General features: G+C 64.4%; 10 protein-coding genes. 8 read left to right on the forward strand and 2 right to left on the reverse strand.

Going from position 1 to position 19,115, the window contains the following annotated elements; translation table 11 throughout:
* Positions 1–96: 96 nt before the first annotated feature.
* From ACPDIT_RS12820 to ACPDIT_RS12830, 3 genes are all read left to right on the forward strand, one after another.
* The gene (locus ACPDIT_RS12820) at positions 97–2,793 is read left to right on the forward strand and encodes a T9SS C-terminal target domain-containing protein (protein WP_423444095.1); all 2,697 of its coding nucleotides are present in this window, start codon (positions 97–99) and stop codon (positions 2,791–2,793) included.
* Between the two features lie 142 nt (positions 2,794–2,935).
* Positions 2,936–4,420: a sulfatase gene (locus ACPDIT_RS12825; RefSeq protein WP_423444096.1), complete on the forward strand. Its 1,485-nt coding sequence runs from the start codon at positions 2,936–2,938 to the stop codon at positions 4,418–4,420.
* A gap of 389 nt (positions 4,421–4,809) precedes the next feature.
* Positions 4,810–7,770: an Ig-like domain-containing protein gene (locus ACPDIT_RS12830; protein WP_423444098.1), complete on the forward strand. Its 2,961-nt coding sequence runs from the start codon at positions 4,810–4,812 to the stop codon at positions 7,768–7,770.
* A 548-nt stretch (positions 7,771–8,318) separates the two neighbouring features.
* Here ACPDIT_RS12830 and ACPDIT_RS12835 read toward each other — a convergent pair.
* Positions 8,319–10,469 (reverse strand): TonB-dependent receptor family protein, encoded by a 2,151-nt coding sequence (locus ACPDIT_RS12835; RefSeq protein ID WP_423444099.1) that lies wholly within the window; start codon positions 10,467–10,469, stop codon positions 8,319–8,321.
* A gap of 239 nt (positions 10,470–10,708) precedes the next feature.
* On the opposite strand from ACPDIT_RS12835, the gene fmt reads away from it, so the two are divergent.
* Both fmt and ACPDIT_RS12845 read left to right on the forward strand, forming a co-directional pair.
* Complete coding sequence (gene fmt / locus ACPDIT_RS12840; protein WP_423444101.1) at positions 10,709–11,734, forward strand: methionyl-tRNA formyltransferase; 1,026 nt, start codon at positions 10,709–10,711, stop codon at positions 11,732–11,734.
* Positions 11,735–11,795: 61 nt separating this feature from the next.
* On the forward strand, positions 11,796–13,205 hold the full coding sequence (locus ACPDIT_RS12845) for a S8 family peptidase (protein ID WP_423444103.1): 1,410 nt from the start codon (positions 11,796–11,798) through the stop codon (positions 13,203–13,205).
* A gap of 136 nt (positions 13,206–13,341) precedes the next feature.
* Here the strand turns inward: ACPDIT_RS12845 and ACPDIT_RS12850 are convergent, their stop codons facing one another.
* On the reverse strand, positions 13,342–14,244 hold the full coding sequence (locus ACPDIT_RS12850) for a type II secretion system protein (RefSeq protein WP_423444105.1): 903 nt from the start codon (positions 14,242–14,244) through the stop codon (positions 13,342–13,344).
* Between the two features lie 337 nt (positions 14,245–14,581).
* Here ACPDIT_RS12850 and ACPDIT_RS12855 point away from each other — a divergent pair, with 337 nt between their 5' ends.
* The 3 genes from ACPDIT_RS12855 (at position 14,582) to ACPDIT_RS12865 (ending at position 19,108) form a co-directional block, all read left to right on the forward strand.
* Positions 14,582–15,835 carry a glycoside hydrolase family 5 protein gene (locus tag ACPDIT_RS12855; RefSeq protein WP_423444107.1) on the forward strand — a complete coding sequence of 418 codons (1,254 nt, stop codon included), beginning with the start codon at positions 14,582–14,584 and terminating at the stop codon, positions 15,833–15,835.
* 267 nt (positions 15,836–16,102) lie between these two features.
* On the forward strand, positions 16,103–17,074 hold the full coding sequence (locus tag ACPDIT_RS12860; protein ID WP_423444109.1) for a hypothetical protein: 972 nt from the start codon (positions 16,103–16,105) through the stop codon (positions 17,072–17,074).
* A gap of 150 nt (positions 17,075–17,224) precedes the next feature.
* Positions 17,225–19,108 carry a hypothetical protein gene (locus ACPDIT_RS12865; RefSeq protein WP_423444111.1) on the forward strand — a complete coding sequence of 628 codons (1,884 nt, stop codon included), beginning with the start codon at positions 17,225–17,227 and terminating at the stop codon, positions 19,106–19,108.
* The last annotated feature ends 7 nt before the right edge of the window (positions 19,109–19,115 follow it).

Raw genomic sequence — 19,115 nt, forward strand, 5'->3', positions numbered from 1 at the left:
TCGGTACGGGCGGACGGTGGCTGTCGGAAGGGATCAGGTCGGAAAGCAAGCCATGCAGTCGGGAGGGTTCGAACCCTGCGAGCATTGATTCTTGCAGTGGTTGGGATCGGCTCGGCCCTGACTGCACCGGCGCAAGAATTGAAGGTGGACATCAACAACCACAACCGGCCGGTGGCGGAGGGTCTGCAGCCGGGATTCACCCCTTGGTCCACCAACACCTCATGGTTTGCGGGCGGGGACGTCATTTCGAACACGTTCGGATCGGTGACCGTGATCCTGAGACGGGTGGGCCCGGAGGGGACGGCGCTTCAACCGGGGTATTGGAAAGAAGGGGTCCAGAGCGCAGTGTGGGACGCCAAGTTGGTGTCGGATGGCATCAAGGTAAACGGAGGTGACGCAGGAGCCCAGATCGAAATGCGGTTGATCGGATTGCCGGCGGGAAACCACACGCTTTTGACGTATCACAATGACTGGGACAATCACGGGACCACCTCGGTGGCTTCCCTGGACATCTTCGTCAACGGGGTGCTCGCAGCCGCCGGCGTCCCCCAGACGGTGCGCGTCACGAACAACGCCTTGGCATCCACGGCGTATCTTGTGTTTCAGGTTGGCGAAGGTGAGGAAGCGGTGATCCTGTTTCGCGCCGCGACCAATCCCGCCGCAGGAATTCGGAACGTGTATTTGAACGGGTTCGAGCTGAACACGGTACATCCGAGCCGGAGAGCGACGCAGCCGGTGCCGGCGGACCAGGACGAGCATGTGGATGCGGATGCGGGAAGCGTGGGGTTGCGTTGGGTGGGGGCCTCGGGGGCTGTGGCCCATGACTTGTATATTGGCACCGACAGCAACGCCGTGCGGCAGGCCACGAGGCAGTCACCCGAGTATCGCGGGCGCCTCTCCGAGGCGCAGTACGAATTGCGGCCGGTCAGCCGGTTGGTGGCCTATTACTGGCGCGTGGACGAGGTGGACGCGTCGGGCGCGGTGACGCGGGGGGACGTGTGGATGTTTCGGGCGCGCCGGCTTGCCTTTCTGGGGGCCGAGGGGTATGGACGATTCGCCCGGGGAGGCCGCGGCGGAGTGGTGATCAAGGTGACCAACCTGAACGATCGCGGTCCGGGCAGCCTGCGGGATGCCATCGAGGGCAATTACGGACCACGAACCATTGTCTTCGATGTAGGCGGACTGATCACTCTTGAGTCCGATCTCATCATCACGCAGCCCTGCATCACGGTGGCGGGCCAAACGGCGCCAGGGAAGGGCATCTGTCTGCGGAAACATCAGTTCGGTCTGAGCGGAGCGCGGGATGTGGTTGTGCGGTTTCTCCGGGTGCGCGTCGGGGACCTCAGCGGCGAGACCCAGAACGCCAGCGGGATGGCCGGGGTGGACCATTGCATCATGGATCACTGCTCCATCAGTTGGGGCATCGATGAAGGGATCAGCACCCGCGGGGCGAAAAACTTCACACTGCAGCGAACGATCATTGCCGAGGCTTTGAACATTGCCGGACATGACAAGTATCCGCCGGGGACGCGGCACGGCTATGCGGCCAGTGTCGGGGGTGACATTGGGAGCCTGCATCACAATCTGCTGGCCCACAACGAGGGACGAAACTGGAGTCTGGCCGGAGGTCTGGATGGGGCGGGTCGGTTCGCCGGCCGCTTGGATGTTTTCAACAACGTAGTGTACAACTGGCGGAGTCGGACCACGGACGGAGGTGCGCACCAGGTCAACTTCGTCAACAATTTCTACAAACCGGGCCCGGCGTCGCGCCATTTCTACATCCTGACGGCCCAGTACGACAACTTTCCCGGCACCCAGCAATACTATTTCGTCGGCAATGTCATGCCCGGCTATTTTCAAACCAACCAGCAGGAACAGGCTCGTCGGGCCACGGGATATGTGCCGACCAATTACAGCCCCTGGGTGACCATGCCCTTCTTCCCTTCGTACGCAACGATCGACGAGGTCACCAACGCGTACAAGAAGGTGCTTTCGGACGTGGGATGCAACCGGCCGGAGATCGACGACCATGATCTGCGCACCATTCGGGAGGTGCTCGACGGCACTGCCACCTATCGCGGGAGTATCAGTGGCGATCCGGGGTTGCCGGATTCGCAGAACGACGTGGGCGGGTGGGAAGAGTACCCGGTGGTGAACCGGCCGCCGGATTGGGACACGGACAACGACGGACTGCCGAATTGGTGGGAGGAGATTCACGGCCTGAACCCGCAGTCTGCGCCGGGGGATTTTTCGGACGCCAACGGGGATTTGGACGGGGACGAGTTCACGAATCTGGAGGAGTATCTGGACTGGCTGGCGCATCCGCAGTTCGATTGCACGAACGGGGTGCCCTTGGAGGTGGATCTGACGGAGTTTACACGCGGCTTTGCGAATGCGAATCCGGTGTACTTTGTGTTCGAGCCGCAGAATGGCGAGGTGAGGCTGGTGGGAGAGCGGCGGGCGCGGTTTGTGTCCGGGGTGACGACCAACGCGCTGGGGGGCTTTGGGTTTGCGGTCGTGGATGCGATGGGCCATGCGATGACGAACCGGGTGCATCTGCGGCTGTGGGCGGGGGAGGCTCCGGTGGGTCCGCCGCGGCTGACGATTCGGCACCGGGGCGGGGGGTTGGAAATCGGGGTGGATGGGCCGGTGGGGCGGCGGGTGGAGCTGGAGCAGAGCAGGGATTTGCGGAGCTGGCAGGTGTGGACGAACTGGGTGGGCAGCGGGACGGCGGTGATTCCGTTGTCGGGGTCTGACGAGGGTCCGCGATTCTTCCGGGCGGTGGTCAGGTAGCGTGCGGGGGATTCGGAGGCATTTGGGTGCAGGGGTGATGCGCAGGCAGCCGGGAGCATGATGGTGTGATCCAGCCCGACCTGGTGTGCGGTGCCGCGTCAGGAATTGAGATGGGGAAGAGGTGGGGAGTACGCTGAGAGGCATGAAGGTTTGGAAGTGGCCGTGTCTCGCTCTATGGGGGTGGGCGGCCGTCGTCGCTGCCGGGGCACGTCCGAATGTGCTGTTGATCAGCGTGGACGATTTGAAGCCGACGCTCGGCTGTTATGGCGACACACTGGCGAAGACACCGCACATCGACCGGTTGGCTTCGCGCGGGGTGCGGTTCGACCTGGCCTTCTGCAATCAGGCGGTGTGTGCCCCGTCCCGGAACGCACTGATGGTGGGGGCCCGTTCCACCACGTTGGGCATTTACGATCTGGCGACGCACTTTCGTCGTTCGATCCCCGGGGCGGTGACGTTGCTCCAGTATTTCAAGGCGCACGGATGGCGCACGGAGGGCATGGGGAAGATCTTTCACATTGGTCACGGAAACCGGGACGATGCAGTCTCGTGGAGCGTGCCCTTTCGGCCGGACAAGGTGGTGGAGTATGTGAATCCGGCGAATGCGGCGGGCGGACGGCTCACGCGGGAGGAGGCATACTTCAGCAATCAGCGTTTGAATGAGATCGGGCGGCTGCCCCGGGGTCGGGCATGGGAGATGGAAGAGGTGGCAGACGAGGCGTATGCCGATGGCCGGATTGCATTGGAGGGAATTCGGCGGCTGCGAGCGGCTGCGGAACGCCCCGGCGAACCTTTCTTTCTGGCGCTGGGGTTCGTGAAGCCCCACCTGCCCTTCACCGCGCCGAAAAAGTATTGGGATTTGTACGAGCGGGAAAGGTTTCCGCTGGCCCGGCGACAAACTCCGCCGGCGGGAGCGCCCCCGTACGCGGGGAAAACCCTGGGGGAACTGAACCAGTACGACCCGATCCCCGAGCGGGGGCGGTTGGATCCGGATCTGCAACGGTTGCTGATCCACGGCTATTACGCGTGTGTCAGTTACGTGGACGCGCAGATCGGGCGGGTATTGGAGGAGCTGGACCGGTTGGGCCTGGCCACCAACACCCTCGTGGTGGTGTGGGGTGATCATGGATGGCATTTGGGGGATCACGGGATGTGGACGAAGCACACGAATTACGAGCAGGCGAACCGCATTCCGCTGATCCTCGTGGCCCCGGGCGTGGCTCGTCCGGGTGTCACACGGCAGGTGGCGGAGACGGTGGATTTGTATCCGACGTTGGTGGAGCTGGCGGGGTTGCCGCGGCCGGAGGTCCCGCAGCCGTTGGAGGGGGAGAGTCTGGTGCCCGTCTTGCGCGATCCCGCTGTGCGGGTGAGCGACCATGCCTACCACGCGTATCCTCGCCGGCGCGCGGGCCAGGAGGTGATCGGCCGAGCGATTCGCACGGAGCGATACCGGCTCGTGGAATGGAAGGTGCCCGGGGCACCGGGAGAGACGGCGGACGTGGAGCTTTACGATTACGAGGAGGATCCGGAGGAGACGCGCAACCTGGCGGCCGAGCGCCCGGAGGTGGTGGCGCATTTGCGGTCGATTTTGAACCGGTACCCGGAGGCCCGACCGCAGATCCACTGATCCCGGCAGGGGCCGGAGGGCTCGGCCGGCCCACCTCGCCCGCCCGAGCGCGGATCGTGCCGCCGGAAAGAGCTTCGGTGCGGCTTCGTCCTGCCGACAATCCGGCGGCGCTTCCGCGATCGGAGAGATCCGGGTGGTGCACATTTTTCACGACGTTTTGCAAAAGGTCGGGGAGGCGCGGCGTGTCGAAGGAGGGTAAAAGAGATGGCGAAGCCATGCGAACAGTGACCGCCATGCCCCGGCAGGAGAGCGGGCCGGGCCCCGTGTCCCGCGGGTGCGCCCGCGACTTTCCCAAGGGCAGCGGTCCGGGAGCCGTCTCTTCCGGGTCGGGTGCGAGGAAACCCATGGCTGTGTCAACATCGGAAGAACCCCAGAACAAAGGAGCCATTATGAGCCAATCGCAGATGGGTTTGGTTCGGAGGCGTTTCTGCCTGTGCGTGCGCCCTGTGATTGCGGTGTTGGTGGCGGGCCTCGTGAGCGGTGCCTGGCTCGAGGCCCATGCGGCCAAGATTGCGTACATCCATGACGGACAGAACAAGCGGGACACGTTGAAGCTCATCAAGATCCTCCAGGCCCAGGGTCATGAGGTGACGGTGATTGCGACACCGCCCGCGGCGAATGTGCTGACGGCGGAGCAGTTTGCCGCGCAGGGGTATCAGTTGCTGATCGCGGATGAGAACATCAGTTCGGGCAATGTGGGCAACAAGTTTCGGAACTCCCCGATCCCGGTGATCACGTGGGAGGGATTCCTGTACAGTGGCAATCGGAGCAGTTTCAATGCGGACACCGGCTTGAACGGGGGCACGTACGGCAGTGCCGCAGAGGCCGCGGCGGTGAATGGCGGCGCGGGGGCGGATTTCGGTCAAGTGGTGAGGCTTACGGCCATCGAGATTGTGAATCCGGCGCATCCGCTGGCGGCGGGGTTGCCGGCGGGTCTGGTGGACGTGTTCGATCCCAGTCATGTCTCGCCGGATTCGGGGGAGGGCAACGGCGTGATCACGTTCGTGGGACGGCGCACGCTGATCCCGGAGGCGGTGGGCGTGGCCGTGGTGCCCGGATTTCCCAATGGCTATGCGATCATGGCAGTCGATGCGGGGGTGCTGAACGCGGACGGGACCACGAATCGCGCCCGCTGGGTGCATCTGCCGTGGAACGATACTGATCCGGCGGAGCGGGTGATGATCGAGCCGAGTTTCTTCCTGTTCGAGGCCGCAGTGGCGTGGGCGTTGAACCTGCCGCAGCCGACGAAGATTTATGATTTGCAACCGCTGCCGGGCGGGTTCATGCCCACGAACACGGTCATTTCGTTCTCGGTGGACAAGACCACGGCCGCGGGCAGCTCGGTGACTCCCAGCGGCATCCGGTTGAAATTGAACGGAGTGGATGTGAGCGGGGACTTGGTGATTCAGGATGGCGGCAGTCGTTGGAACGTGAGTTACAATCGGCCCCTGGCAGCCAACCGGATGTGTGTCATCGTGGCCTCGGCCACGGCCGCCGACGGTGGCTTCAGCGCACGACAGACCGAGATCGACACCTTCGACCCTGCCAACTTCACGTTCGAGGCCGAGGACTTCAATTTCACGGACCCGTATCCGGGCGGAACCCCGGGGCAGTTTTTCGACACCATCGTATTGTGCGACACGATCGGAGGTGGGACGCCGAACTGTTATTTTGATCGCGTGGGGACCCAGGGCATCGACAAGAACGAGATCAACAACGTGGTCACGGTGCTGGTCCCGCAAACGAACGAGGTGTATCGGTACGGTCCGGGGGTGGGGACGCGTGATGAGTTCGTGGACACCTTTGTCACGGGCGACGTGGTGGTGCGTCAGAAGCATCAGCAGGCGGGCCTGCCGGATTACGACGTGCGGAACATCGTCACCGGGGAGTGGTTGAATTACACGCGTACGTTCCCTGCGGGCACCTATCATGTATATGCACGCATGGCGGCACCGGGGCCTTTCACGGTGCAGCTGGACTTCGTCGACAATCCGGCCTCGGAGGTGCAAAACCTCACCAAGATCGGCCGCTTCGTGGGCCCGGCGACGGCGGGGTATCAGTTCGTGCCCTTGACGGATGATGCGGGGGTGGCACCGCTGGTGGTGGCGTTCGATGGGACGGTGAAGACCATCCGGGTCACGGCCCTTTCGGACGGGATGGTACTGAATTACTTCATGCTCGTGCCGACGGCGGCGCCGGTGAACGAGCCCCCGAGCGTGGCCATCACCAGCCCCGCCGACGGCGCCTCCCTGGCCGAAGGGGACACGGTCATCCTGGCCGCGCAGGTCAACGATGACGGGACGATCACCAATGTGCAGTTCTTTGCCGGAACGGCAGAACCGCTGACGTTGATCGGTCAGACCAACCGGGCGCCGTTTTCAGTGGCGTATCAGTTGCCGCGGCTGGGCGGGGTGCACACGTACATCCTGCGGGTGGTGGCGACAGACGACGGCGGGCTGTCGGGACAGGCGGAGGTGCGGGTCAAGGTCACGGATCCGGCCCTGCGGTTTGTTTCGACGGCCGTGGGCAACGGAGCGGACGTGCAATTGAACGAGTACAACAACACACCGCAGGACACGGCCTCGAACGGTCCCCAACTCAATGCACGCACCGCAGCCACGGTGAACGAGGTGATCGCCCTGCGTTTCGATCTGACCGGGTATCCTCTCGGGCAGTTGCGGGATGTGAGCCTGAATCTGATCAACTTCCGGAACAACGGCCAACGGCTCCTGCACTTTTACGGGGTTTTGGACGGGACAGTGGGGTTGGACAACAACGGATACACGCCGGGGTTCACGGATAACACCTGGGACGAGGCATCGCCGGAGCTGCGCTATTCCACGATGCCCGGGCTCTATTACGATGGGGAACCAACGCAGGGCTATGACACGAACCGAATCGTCGACTTGGGGACCCTGATGATGCACGGGACCAAGGGCGAGCCCGAGGTGTTCCGCTCATCCGCGTTGACGGACTTCCTGAATCAGAGTCCGGATCCCCTGGTCACGATCCTGGTGGATGTGGACACGCTGAGCACCGGCCAGTCGCGGTTTGCCTCGAAGGAGGCGACGGCGCTGGACGGGGGCACGCCCACGGGCGAGCCGGGCACTTTTGCGCCTTATCTCATGTTCCGCGTGGCCGCGGTGGCCCCGCCGCTGCGGATCGAGGCGATTACGGTATCTGCAACCCAACTGACACTGCGGTGGTCAGGGGGCGCGGGTCCGTTTGCCATACAGCGCAAGGCGCGGTTGGAAGATCCGTGGGAGACGGTCCAGAGCGGATTGACGGAGACGACCGTGATCTTGCCGGTTACGGGCCAGAGCGGGTTCTTCCGCGTGGTCGGGCAGTAGCCATTCGCGTTGGGGCGAGAAACGCGCGGGCAGGCGGTTTCGGCGGGGCTGTCTGCCCGTGCGATTCGCCCCCTGGGGCGCGAGCGCAATTGTGGCGGAGATCCCGGGAGGGCCCGCGGATTTCAATCCGTGGGCTGCCCTCGACTTACGAGGGACGAATCCCTGGCCGGGTGGCTGGCGAGCCGGAAAACCCGACCTTGCAATGCCGCCGAAGGCCGCGCGTTCCTTCGGGCCGCCGCGCGTGGTTGCTTGGTTGGACAGACACCGAACAAACCCGGGGATTCGGCGTCCGCAGCGCTCTGAATTTCGCAAGACGCTGCGCCGGTCGGTCTCCCAACCGGTCGGACCACGCTTTCCCGAAGTGACAGCCGGGGCGCCGCGGGTGGCCGGCCCGGGATGGGCGGGGCGTCTGATCCGGACCCGTGGAGGCTTGGGGAAGAGAGACAGAAGGAGCCGCAGGGCCGGCCGGGGCGCAGGCCACTGCGGCTCGTGGCGTGGTTTATGGCAGACTTACATCCCCCGGAAAACGGATTTCGGACAGAGGCAAGTTAGAACCAGCGGATGCGCAGTCCGACGTAGAAACTTCGCCCCGGCATGGGTTCGATGCCGTCGCTTCGGACTCGCGAAAAGTACTCGCGATCGAAAAGGTTCTGGATGCCGGCCAGGAGGTGCGGGTTCTGGCGGTAGAGTGTCCATTCCGCGCTGAGGTCCCAGACGGTGAAGTCGGGGATTCGGGCCAAGCCGACGCTGCCGGGCTGGTTGTTATCCTGCCAATACATGGCGTCCACGTAAGTGCCCGTGAGGGCGATTTTGAAGCGCTCTTGCCACTGGCCGATGAGCCCGGTTTTGAGGACGTGGTCGGGGGCATAGGCCGGGGTGCGGCCTTCGTTCAGGCCGGCCGTGAACTCGGCATGCAGAAGGGCATAACTCGCGAACCAGGTCCAGCGGCCCCAGGCGGGATCGAGGGTTCGACCGGTCCAGGCTTCCAGGCAGGCGAGCGGCTGGAATTCCAGGCTGGTCTCCCAACCGTAATGTCGAGCGTGTCCGGAGTTGGATCGCTCGAAGTTGCCGCCACCGAGGTCGCGGTTTTCGATGACGCCGTCGTAATCGGTGTAAAAGATGCTGGTGTCGTACGTGAGCCAGGGGCTGGGGCTGCCCCGCAGGCCGGTTTCCAGGGTCAGCGTACGACCCTCGTCCAGTTCACGCGACGGGCGCTGGCTGTTACTGGTGGGATTGACCAGGTCGTCGTAGCGGGGCGGACGATAGCCTTGCGAGACGTTGGCGTACCAGCGATGGGACTCGTGCCAGTCCCAGGTGAGCCCGAGCCCGAACAGCGGCACCGCGCGGCGGAAGGTCTCGTCCTGAAGGGGTCGCGTGACCTCGGCGTTGAAGTTCTCGCGAACCGAGGTTTCCATGAGTTCGAGGCGAAACGCGGGGATGACTCCCCAAGGGCCCCATTGGAAGCGGTTTTCGGCGAAAAGGGCGCCGTAGAGGGAGTGGCGGTCGAGGTCGAACTGAGGTTGGCCACTGAGGCTGGTACTGAGGCCCGGGACCCGCTCGCGGCTGCGGGGGCTGTCGGCGGCGTACGCGACGAACCCGCCGGTGAGTTGATGTTCCTGTGCCCCCGTAGCCCAGGTGTGGCGCAGTCGCGCGTCGAGTCCGACGAAATCGAAGATTTGCTGGTCGAGGTTCATGAAGGTGCCGGCGTTGTTTTGGCGGCGGCTGAGGCGGTCCTGGTGGCCGGCCCAGGCTTTGAGAGTAAGGGCGGTTTGCTCGGAGAGGGCGCCGTCCAAGGTGAGCGAGGGCACGTAGCGTTCGACGAAGAGGCGGTCCAGGGGGCGAACGGTCTGCTCGCGGTTGGCGATGTATTGGGCAAGGGTGAGACGGCCGGGTTCTCCGGACTCGGCGCCGTACCCGTAGAAATCGAGGGTCAGGCGCCAGGATTCGCTCAGCTGCAGCGTGAGCTTGGCCTGACCATGGTAGACGGAATAATCGGCATTCGCATCTCGGAAACCATCGGCCTGGCGGTGATGAAAGGTGGCGAGGTATCCGAGGTGCGAGAGGGTCCCGGAGAGACAGGTGTGGGTGGAATAGAGTCCCCATGAGCCGGCCAGGTGTCGGGTGTCGATCTCCCAGGGCGTTCGGGTTTGGGGCAGGATGGTGACGTGGTTAAGGACAGGGCCGGGCTGGGGCCCGTAAAGCAGGGCGGATCCGCCACGGATCATTTCGACGCGCTGGACGCTTTCCATGGGCGGGGTGTAGTACGCGGTGCTGTAGCCGAGCCAGTCGGAGGCGATGGGGATGCCATCTTGGAGGTTGAGCAGGAACTCGGACTCGTGTGGGTCGCCAATGCCTCGATAGGTGGCGTTCAGGTGGCCGGGCGTGGGCATTTCGGAGATCAAAAGGCCGGGCAGCAGACTGAACGCCTCGCGATAATTGTTGTTGACGACCGCAGGGAGGGTCTCGAGGTCGGCCACGGAAGTTTTCTTGCCCTGGTAAAGTTGAACGCCGTGCACGTCGGGCAGGGCGCCGCCCGCAGGGGCGATTCCCCGGACGATGACCGGCGGCAGGACGCCGGGCACTGGCGTCTCCTGGGCCAGGCCAACGGTCGCGGCCGTGGCCACACAGGCCACGGCTCGAACTGCAGCGAAAACCGACAGAGCCTTCGGGTTGTGCAAGGTCTGCGCGTTTCGTTTCATACCCCTCATCGTAGGGAGTGACTTTGCGCGGTGCTGCCGGTCGGTTGCGATTTTTTGTCGGTGCTTTGCGCTTCCTTCCCCGGGGACGTACCGATGGAGAGGCCGGCTGGGGACGCGGGGCGCCTTCGAATCGTTTGAGGCGACAGCCTCGCGCAATCGAATGAGCTGGGGATTGCGGGATGCCCGAAGCTTTGGTTTGCACTTTCGCCGCTCGGGGGTTTGTCGTTTGGTTGGGGGAGATGAAACGTGTGCGATGTGTGTTCATGGGGACGGGGGCGATTGCGTGCCCGAGCCTGCGCCGCCTGGTGGCGTGGGGTGGTGTCGAGGTGGTCGGAGTGGTGACGCAGCCCGACCGGCCGGCGGGGCGTCATTTGCAGCCGCAGTCTTCGCCGGTGAAACAGCTGGCCGTGGGGCAGGGTTTGCCGGTGTTGCAACCGCAGCGGGTGCGAGAGCCGGGGTTTCTCGAGGCGTTGGCGGCGTGGCAACCGGAATTGGTGGTGGTGATGGCGTACGGCCAGATCCTGCCGCGGACGGTCCTGGAACTGCCGCGGCATGGCTGTGTGAATGTGCACGCGTCGTTATTGCCCAAGTATCGCGGGGCGGCGCCGATCCAATGGGCCCTGGCACGCGGAGAAACCGAGACGGGTGTGACCCTCATGCAAATGGACGAGGGGATGGACACCGGGCCGATTCTGGCCCAACGGGCCGTTCCCATTTTGCCGGAGGACACCGCTGCCACGCTGCAGGATCGGCTGGCGGTGCTGGGGGCGGACTTGTTGGTGGAGACCCTGCCGGCGTACCTGGCCGGGCAGATCGTGCCCCGACCCCAACCGGCGGAGGGCGTTTCGTATGCCCCTCGTTTGCGCAAGACCGATGGGCTCATGGACTGGGCGCTTTCGGCGCGAGACTTGTGGCTCCGGGTTCGGGCTTTCGACCCGTGGCCGGGGACGTTCACGTGGTGGTGGCGGCGAGGCGAACCGAGTGGGCCGGGTGGCGCGGGGAGCGCGGAAGAGGAGGACAAGCCGCGCTGGGCTGGGCCGGTCTTACTGAAGGTGTGGCGGGCCACTGTGGAGTCGGGCAGCGGGCGAGTGGGAGAGGTTTTGGAAGTGAATCCTCGCGGCGTCTTGGTGGGTTGCGGTCAGGGGATCCTGCGTCTTCTGGAGGTGCAGCGGGAGGGGGGACGGCGCATGGGGATTGCGGAGTTCCTGGCGGGGAATCCGATGCGCCCCGGCGACCGGCTCGGTAGCATGGAGCCGCCGGTATAGCAGTCGGGCGGAAGGGACCGCAGTTTCGCACCGGGTGAAGCCATGGTAGCTTGGGGGCGTCATGGCAGGGAGAACAAAAAGGCGGATCTTTCGACGGTTGGTGGCGGGCTGTGCGTGCCTGTGGCTGAGCCTGGTTCCGATGGTGTTTCGGGTGGGAGCCGCGGTGACCAACCGACTGGCGTGGGATACGCAGCAGAATCGGGTGGATGCGGATGTCCAAGGGTGGTCGTTGGACACAGTGTTGCGGGAGATCGCCGCGCAGACGGGCTGGCGGGTGTTTGTCGAGCCCGGTTTGTCAGGGCGCGTGTCCACGCGGTTTCAGGGCTTGCCGCCCGGTGAGGCGTTGCGACGGCTGTTGGACCGACTGAACTTTGCGTTGCTGCCCCGGAGCAACGGGCCTCCCCAGCTGTATGTGTTTCGCACTTCATTACAGGAGGCAACGCAGCCCGTGACAGAGGCCGGGCGTGCGCCCGCCGGAACGGCAGAGACGAACCGACTACGGAACGAGTGGATTGTGCGGGTAAAACCGGGGTCGGAGATAGAAGCTCTGGCGCGCGCACTGGGTGCGGAAGTGGTGGGTCGGCTGGAGGAGCTCCATGCGTATCGCCTGCGGTTTGCCAGTGCGGAGGCAGCGGAGGCGGCACGCCAGCGGTTGCTGGAGGATCCCGCGGTGACGGACGTGGAGGCCAACTACGCCATCGGGCGGCCGGGGGAGGTCCAGGGTTTGTTGGGGACCTCGGTGGGCTGGCCCCGGATTCGGGCGCGGCCTCCGGACCCCGGCGGGCCGGTCGTGGTGGCGTTGTTGGACACGGCGGTTCAGTCGTTACCGGGCTCGCTGGGCGAGTTTGTCCTTGCGCCAATCCGGGTTGTGCCGGGCGGCCAGGTCCCGGCGGATGTTCCCACGCACGGCACGGCCATGGCTCAGACGGTGTTGCGTGGAGTGGAAATGGTTTCCGGCGCGGATTTGAAGGTGAGGCTTTTGCCCGTGGACGTTTACGGGGATCAACCGGCGACCTCGACCTTCGACTTGGCGGTGGGGGTCTACCGGGCCGTGCACGAAGGAGGAGCGCACATTCTGAACCTCAGTTTGGGCAGCGAGGCGGACAACCGCTTTTTGCACGCGCTGCTGCAACAGGTGAGTGCAAGCGGGGTGCTGGTGTTGGCGGCGGCGGGGAACGAACCGGTGACGACTCCGGTGTTTCCGGCCGCGTATCCCGAGGTGATGGCGGTGACTGCGGGGGATCGGACCGGGCGGATCGCACCTTATGCGAATCGCGGGGATTTCGTGGACCTGATCGCACCCGGGGTGAGTGTGGTGTACCATCAAGGGCAGCCGTTTTTGGTCAGTGGCACCTCGGCGGCCACGGCGTTTGCCAGCGGGTTGGCGGCAGGGTTGGCCGAGACGCGCGGCCGCAACCCGGACGAGATTCGGAGTGCGCTGCGGGTGATTCTTTCGACGCCCAAACCTTAACGGGCTACCCGACGGAGTGCCGGCGCCAAGGATCACCCATTCGGGCGAGCGGGGCTAGCTGGGGTGGGATATACCAGTCGGTTCGGGTATCCGAAGAACAGGAATCCAGCCGCGGGTTTAAGAACACCACATGTTCTCAGGGGCGAGCCGAGGTGCGTTCAGCGATCCACATCCAGTCGGGACTTCCGGGCACGGCGCGGCGGCTGACATTTCCGCCGACCACCTTGGTGCGCGCATCCCGCCATTTGTGGATTTCGGAATGACCGTCTGCAAAGGCGAAGCCAGCGCCAAAGTTGTGATAGGTTCCGGGCCAATCAATCCACTCGGGATTCACCATCCCCACGGCGAAGCCGGCGTCGTTCAAACTGTAGGCGTCTTCATCCAAGATAACCCAGGTCATCGCTGGACCGGGTTTGAGGAAATCTGTGGTCTTGCCGTAGGTGAAAAAGGGCTGGTTGCGACGGTGAGTGTGAGAATTGTTCAACCAAGGACCGTTGGTCGGGCGATCGGGTGGACCAGCGTGACCGGAGCCAGCATCAAAACCTCGGCAAATTGTACCCACCGCCTGGCTCATGGCGATGGTGCGGGCGGCGCGAACGGTTTGGCCGCGCTTGGCCGGGTCGGTGCCACTGTAGAGGCCCGAGCGTTGATCTGCTGGACAACGGAAGATCTCGACATTCCTCCCGATGTAGGGCGCCACCAGCGTGCGGTCCGGGTCCATGAGGACGTCCGGATTGAACTCTTGAGCGCCGCCACGACCGGCCTGGCCGGCACACCAGTTGTGACCGGGAATGGTGTTGCCGTCGTCCGGGTTGGGCGGCAAAAGCTCCCGATGATCGCTGGCGTACAGGGTGATCGCTTTCATGAGCTGGTTGCCGTTGTTCATGCAGTAGATCCCCTGGGTTTTGGCCTTGGCCTTGCTCAGGGCCGGCAACAGCATGCCCGCCAAAATGGCAATGATGGCGATGACGACCAGTAGTTCGATCAGTGTAAACGCCCTGCCCGCGGCGTTCCGCCTTGTTTGGTTCCAAGGTTGCATGGTCGAAGTCGGTTGCTGCTTCTGCTTTGTAGCCGTCCGGACACTGGTTCGGCCCGTTTCTCAAGCCACGTTAGGCCGTTTGCCGGATTTCGTCAACTGGGCATTCCGGGCTCGGAGGTCCGGGGCGGAGAATGGCTTACTTGTAAGCCGGAGGAGGGGGGAGGAACTCGTCGCGGTGGGGCGCCGGGCCAAGAAGTGGGCCTAACGCGTTGGGCGTCGGCTTCTTTGCCTCCAAACCGGACTCGACGCACGTCCCGGGGCGAGGTTGAATGACGGCACACCGCTCCGGGGGAACCGCCGGATGCAGGGAAAGACCATGTCCAAAACCGTTTCGACCATGAAGATTCCAGCCGTATCGCCTTGGGTTCCGCTGATTTGCCTGGCCTTGAGCCTCGTTGTACCGGCCCGCGCCGAGGGCTTTTTGCGCGCCCGGGGAGATCGGATTGTGGACGGAGAGGGCAGGGAGGTGCTCTTGCGGGGCATGGGCCTGGGCGGCTGGATGCTCCAGGAGGGCTACATGCTGCGGCTGAAAGGGGAGAATCCACAGCATCGAATCCGGCAGCGGATCGTGGAGTTGATCGGACCCGAGGCGACGGAACGGTTTTATGTCCTGTGGCGGGACCGGCACATGACCGAGGCGGACGTGAGAGCATTGGCGGAAGCGGGCTTCAACTCGATCCGTCTGCCGATGCATTACAATCTGTTTACGCTGCCGGTGGATGAAGAGCCGGAGCCGGGGCGGCAGACGTGGCTGCCGACCGGCTTTGAGTTGGTGGACCGTCTGCTGGCCTGGTGTCGGGCGTATCGGATCTATTTGATCCTGGACCTGCACGCGGCTCCGGGTGGACAGGGCCACGACGTGAACATTTGCGATCGGGACACGAACAAGCCGTCCCTCTGGGAGGATCCACGGAATCGGGAAAAGACGGTGGCGTTGTGGCGGAAGTTGGCGGAGCGATATGCCCGGGAGCCATGGATCGGGGGCTACGATCTGATCAACGAGCCGAACTGGAGCTTCGAGGGGAGGGAGCGGCACGGCCGGGAAGACCAGACCAACGCGCCCCTGTGGGCCTTGTACCGGGAGATCACCCGCGCAATTCGGGAGGTGGACCGGAACCACATGATCATTTTGGGAGGCAACGGCTGGGGAAACAACTACCGGGGGTTCCCCGGTCCGTGGGATGACAACCTGGTGCTGAGTTTTCACAAGTACTGGAATCCGAACACGGACGAGGCGATCGCGCCGTACCTGGCGCTGCGCGAGAAGTATCGGATTCCGATCTGGTTGGGGGAGAGCGGGGAGAACTCCAACGAATGGTTTCGGGAGTGCGTGGCGTTGATGGAGCGGCATCGGATTGGGTGGGCCTGGTGGCCGCACAAGAAGGTGGAGAGCCGTTCCTGCGTGTACACGGTCACACCCCCGACCGAGTACAGGGCATTGTTGGAGTATTGGAACGGCGGCGGGGCCCGGCCGACGCGCGAGGTGGCAGTGCGGGCGCTGTTTGGTCTGGCGGAGAATTTGCGGGCGGAACGCTGTCAGTACAATGCCGAGGTGGTGGAGGCGTTGATTCCGCGCGGGGTGAGTCGGTGAGGAGAGCCGCGGGCGGGCGCGCCGGTGCGGTCGGGCGATGACCGCTGCCGGGGCGGTGCGGGGGGCTTCCAAGAGGGATTGCAAAATCCCGCTGAGGCGGACCAAACGCCCGGTGAGCGGTGGCCGGATCGAACCAGCACGTTCGAGCCCGGGGGCCGGAGGCGCGAATTGACGGCACGCCTGAGCTCGCTTTGGGGCAGCGAGGCTGAAAATGTCCTTTGCCCGGCCGCCGGGCCGTTCGTATGCTGGGTGCGGCGCGCGAGTCCCATGCGACCGTTTCTCAACATTGCCGTCAATGCGTTCATGGAGCTGGCCCGGCAGCCGGTGTTTTTGCTGCTCATGACCGCCTCGTCGTTGTTCGAGATTTTTCTGGCGGTCCCGTACTACTTTGCGTTCGGGGACGAGCCCAAGCTGGTGAAGAACAGCACGTTGGCAGTGGCGTTGATCAGTGGCCTGGCGGGGGCGGTGTTGAGTGCGGCCTCGTCGGTGGCCCGGGAGTTGCGCACCGGCACTGCACTGGCGGTGCTATCGAAGCCGGTGGGAAAGGGACGCTTTCTGGTGGCCAAATACCTCGGGCTGGCCGGTGCGTTGACCGTGCTGACGTATGTGAACGTTGTGGCGGCCATGGTGGCCGGCCGGATGGCGTTCGATGCGTACGGTCGGACCGACGTGCGGGCGCTGGGGATTTTTGCGGGGGCCGTGGTGGTGGCGTACTTGTACGGGGCCTTCGCGAATTATTTTCTGCGCCGGCCGTTCGTAAGCCATGCGGTCTTTGCGTTGGTTCCGATGGTGACGGTGGCGGCCCTGGTGATCGGGCAGGTTTCGGCCCACTCGCCCTCGCTGTACGAACAGGCCGGGTACGATTACCGGATGATCCCGGCGGGTTTGTTGATCTTGTTTGCGCTGTGGATCCTGGCTGCCGTGGCGGTGACCTGTTCGACGCGGCTGGATCTGATTCCGACGCTGGCCATTTGTTCCGCGGTATTCCTGTTGGGTTTGGTGGCCGACTACTTGTACAGCCGGATGGGGGGAACATTGGAGGGCGGGCCGTGGTGGGCGACTGTGCTTTACACGTTGCTGCCGAACTGGCAGCTTTTCTGGCTCGCGGACCTGTTGGAAACGGGCCGCGGTGCCTTCCACTGGGCCTATGTGGCCAAGGCGTTCGCCTACACGGCCGGGTTCGTGGGGGCCTTGTTGGCGTTGGCGGTGGTGTTGTTCGAGGACCGGGAACTGAGCTGAACCGTCCCTGCGGCGGCAGACGCCGGCGGGGTGAATGCCCGGCGGGGCCCTTGCAAGGGAGAGGGTGCCCCGGGGTTCCAACGCGCAGGGCTGGGAACCGGTCCAAGGAAGGGAAGCCGGCAGTGGGCCGGCCCCCGAGCAAGAACCAGAATGCGACGAAGTTACCAAAAGTACGGCCTGATCAACCTGCTGACGCTGTTGACCGTGGGGGCAGCAGCGTTGGGCGCCGCCCGGTATGTGAATTCGCTGGCGGGCTACGTGGCCGCGCTGCATTTGGGGCTGGGCATGTTGGTGGCCTTCGTCAGCTGGTTCCAGCTCCGGTTGGAAGAGCAGGAGGCCGAGGAACAGCTGGAACTGGAGGATCTGCTGCGGTCCAAGGGGCGCAGCGCTCTGTTCGAGACTGAAGAGGCGGAGGCTTTGCCGGCCCGGCGCGCCCGGGAACAGTTCGAACGGTATTTCGTTCCAGTTTTCACCCTACTGCTCTTTGGTCTGCAGGCGGCCGGGGTCTGGTGGATGTGGCGGTGGCTGGACCGGCAGACGCTGCCGCCGATTTCCCCGCCGCTGGTGGCGATGTCGTTCTTTGGGTTGTTTGCGCTGATTCTGTTTTTGCTGGGCAAGTTCGCCTCCACTTTGGCGCGGTTGGAGAACCAGCGTCTGCTGCGGCCCAGTGGGGATTACGTCCTGTTTGGAGCGTATGTGTGCATGGTGGCGGCTGCGGCCGTGGTCGGTGTGGAGGCGGGGTGGGCCCGGGCGGATTTCTGGGCGGCGCGCGTCCTGCTGGGGGTGCTGGCCCTGGTGGCGGTGGAGACGTTGCTGAACCTGATCCTGGAGATCTATCGACCGCGGATCAAGGGGCAGCGGCCCAGGCCGGTGTACGAGAGTCGGTTTGTCGGGTTGTTGGCGAGGCCGGAGGGGTTGATCACCACGGCGGCGGAGGCGCTGGATTACCAGTTCGGATTCAAGGTTTCCGAGACCTGGTTTTACAAGTTTTTCGAGCGGGCGTTGGGATGGTTGCTGTTGTTGCAGGTGGGGGTGTTGTTGCTGTCCACGTGCTTCGTGGTGGTGGAACCCGGACAACAGGCGTTGTTGGAACGGTGGGGTCGGCCGGCGGATGACCGTGCCTTGTTGGGGCCGGGTCTGCATCTGAAATGGCCATGGCCGGTGGAGCGGGTATATCGGTATCGGACGGACGAGATTCAGACCTTGATCGTCGGCATCGAGCCGGAGGAGCCCAAGCCCGGGGTGCAGGACACGCGAACGGTGGTGTGGTCGGTGGCCCACGGGAAGGAGGATTTGTTCATGGTGGCGCATCGGGAGGAGGGACTGACCCCGGGCCCGGGCGGTGGCGGGGACCGCTCCGCGCCTCCCGTCAGCTTCCTGGTGGTCAATGTGCCCATCCACTTCCAGATTCAGGACGTCCGCCAGTGGGCGTACGGGCACAAGGATCCGGCGGCCTTGTTGGAGAAGCTGGCAACGCGGGAGATTGTGCGCTACCTGGTGAGCGCAGATTTGGGGGAGATCATGAGCACGGGCCGTGCCCGGGCGGCTGAGGAGTTGCGGCTGCGCATTCAGCAGAGGGCGGAGGAGAAACGGCTGGGGGTGAAGATCCTGTTTGTTGGTTTGCAGGGGATTCATCCCCCGGTGAAGGTGGCGCCGGAGTTTGCCAAGGTGGTCTCCGCGGCGCACACGCGGCAGGCACGCATTCTGGATGCGCAGGCGGAGGCGATTCGGACCAATGCCCTGGCGGGGGCCCAAGCGTTTGTGCTGACGAACCAGGCCCTGGCCGAGCGCGCCCAGCTGGAACGGGTGAGCCTGGCACGGGCGGCGGCGTTCACCAATCAGGAACCCGCCTACCGCGCAGCGCCCTCGGTGTATCCTTTGCGTGCGTATTTGCAGACGCTGGTGCCCGCGGTGGCCGGTGTGCGCAAGTATGTTCTCTGGACCACGAACACCCAGGATTTGATCCAGGTGGACCTGCAGGATCGGATCCGGCAGGATTTGTTGGACGTTGCCCTGCCCGCCCCGCGTCAGTGAGTCGAGC

This window comes from Limisphaera sp. VF-2 (assembly GCF_049537125.1).
Classification (GTDB): domain Bacteria; phylum Verrucomicrobiota; class Verrucomicrobiia; order Limisphaerales; family Limisphaeraceae; genus Limisphaera.

Excerpts from the sequence above, each read along its gene's own strand:
- ACPDIT_RS12825 (WP_423444096.1), top strand. The coding sequence starts at position 2,936 with ATGAAGGTTTGGAAGTGGCCGTGTCTCGCTCTATGGGGGTGGGCGGCC.
- ACPDIT_RS12830 (WP_423444098.1), top strand. The coding sequence starts at position 4,810 with ATGAGCCAATCGCAGATGGGTTTGGTTCGGAGGCGTTTCTGCCTGTGC.
- ACPDIT_RS12835 (WP_423444099.1), bottom strand. The coding sequence starts at position 10,469 with ATGAAACGAAACGCGCAGACCTTGCACAACCCGAAGGCTCTGTCGGTT.
- fmt (WP_423444101.1), top strand. The coding sequence starts at position 10,709 with ATGAAACGTGTGCGATGTGTGTTCATGGGGACGGGGGCGATTGCGTGC.
- ACPDIT_RS12845 (WP_423444103.1), top strand. The coding sequence starts at position 11,796 with ATGGCAGGGAGAACAAAAAGGCGGATCTTTCGACGGTTGGTGGCGGGC.
- ACPDIT_RS12850 (WP_423444105.1), bottom strand. The coding sequence starts at position 14,244 with ATGCAACCTTGGAACCAAACAAGGCGGAACGCCGCGGGCAGGGCGTTT.
- ACPDIT_RS12855 (WP_423444107.1), top strand. The coding sequence starts at position 14,582 with ATGAAGATTCCAGCCGTATCGCCTTGGGTTCCGCTGATTTGCCTGGCC.
- ACPDIT_RS12860 (WP_423444109.1), top strand. The coding sequence starts at position 16,103 with ATGCGACCGTTTCTCAACATTGCCGTCAATGCGTTCATGGAGCTGGCC.
- ACPDIT_RS12865 (WP_423444111.1), top strand. The coding sequence starts at position 17,225 with ATGCGACGAAGTTACCAAAAGTACGGCCTGATCAACCTGCTGACGCTG.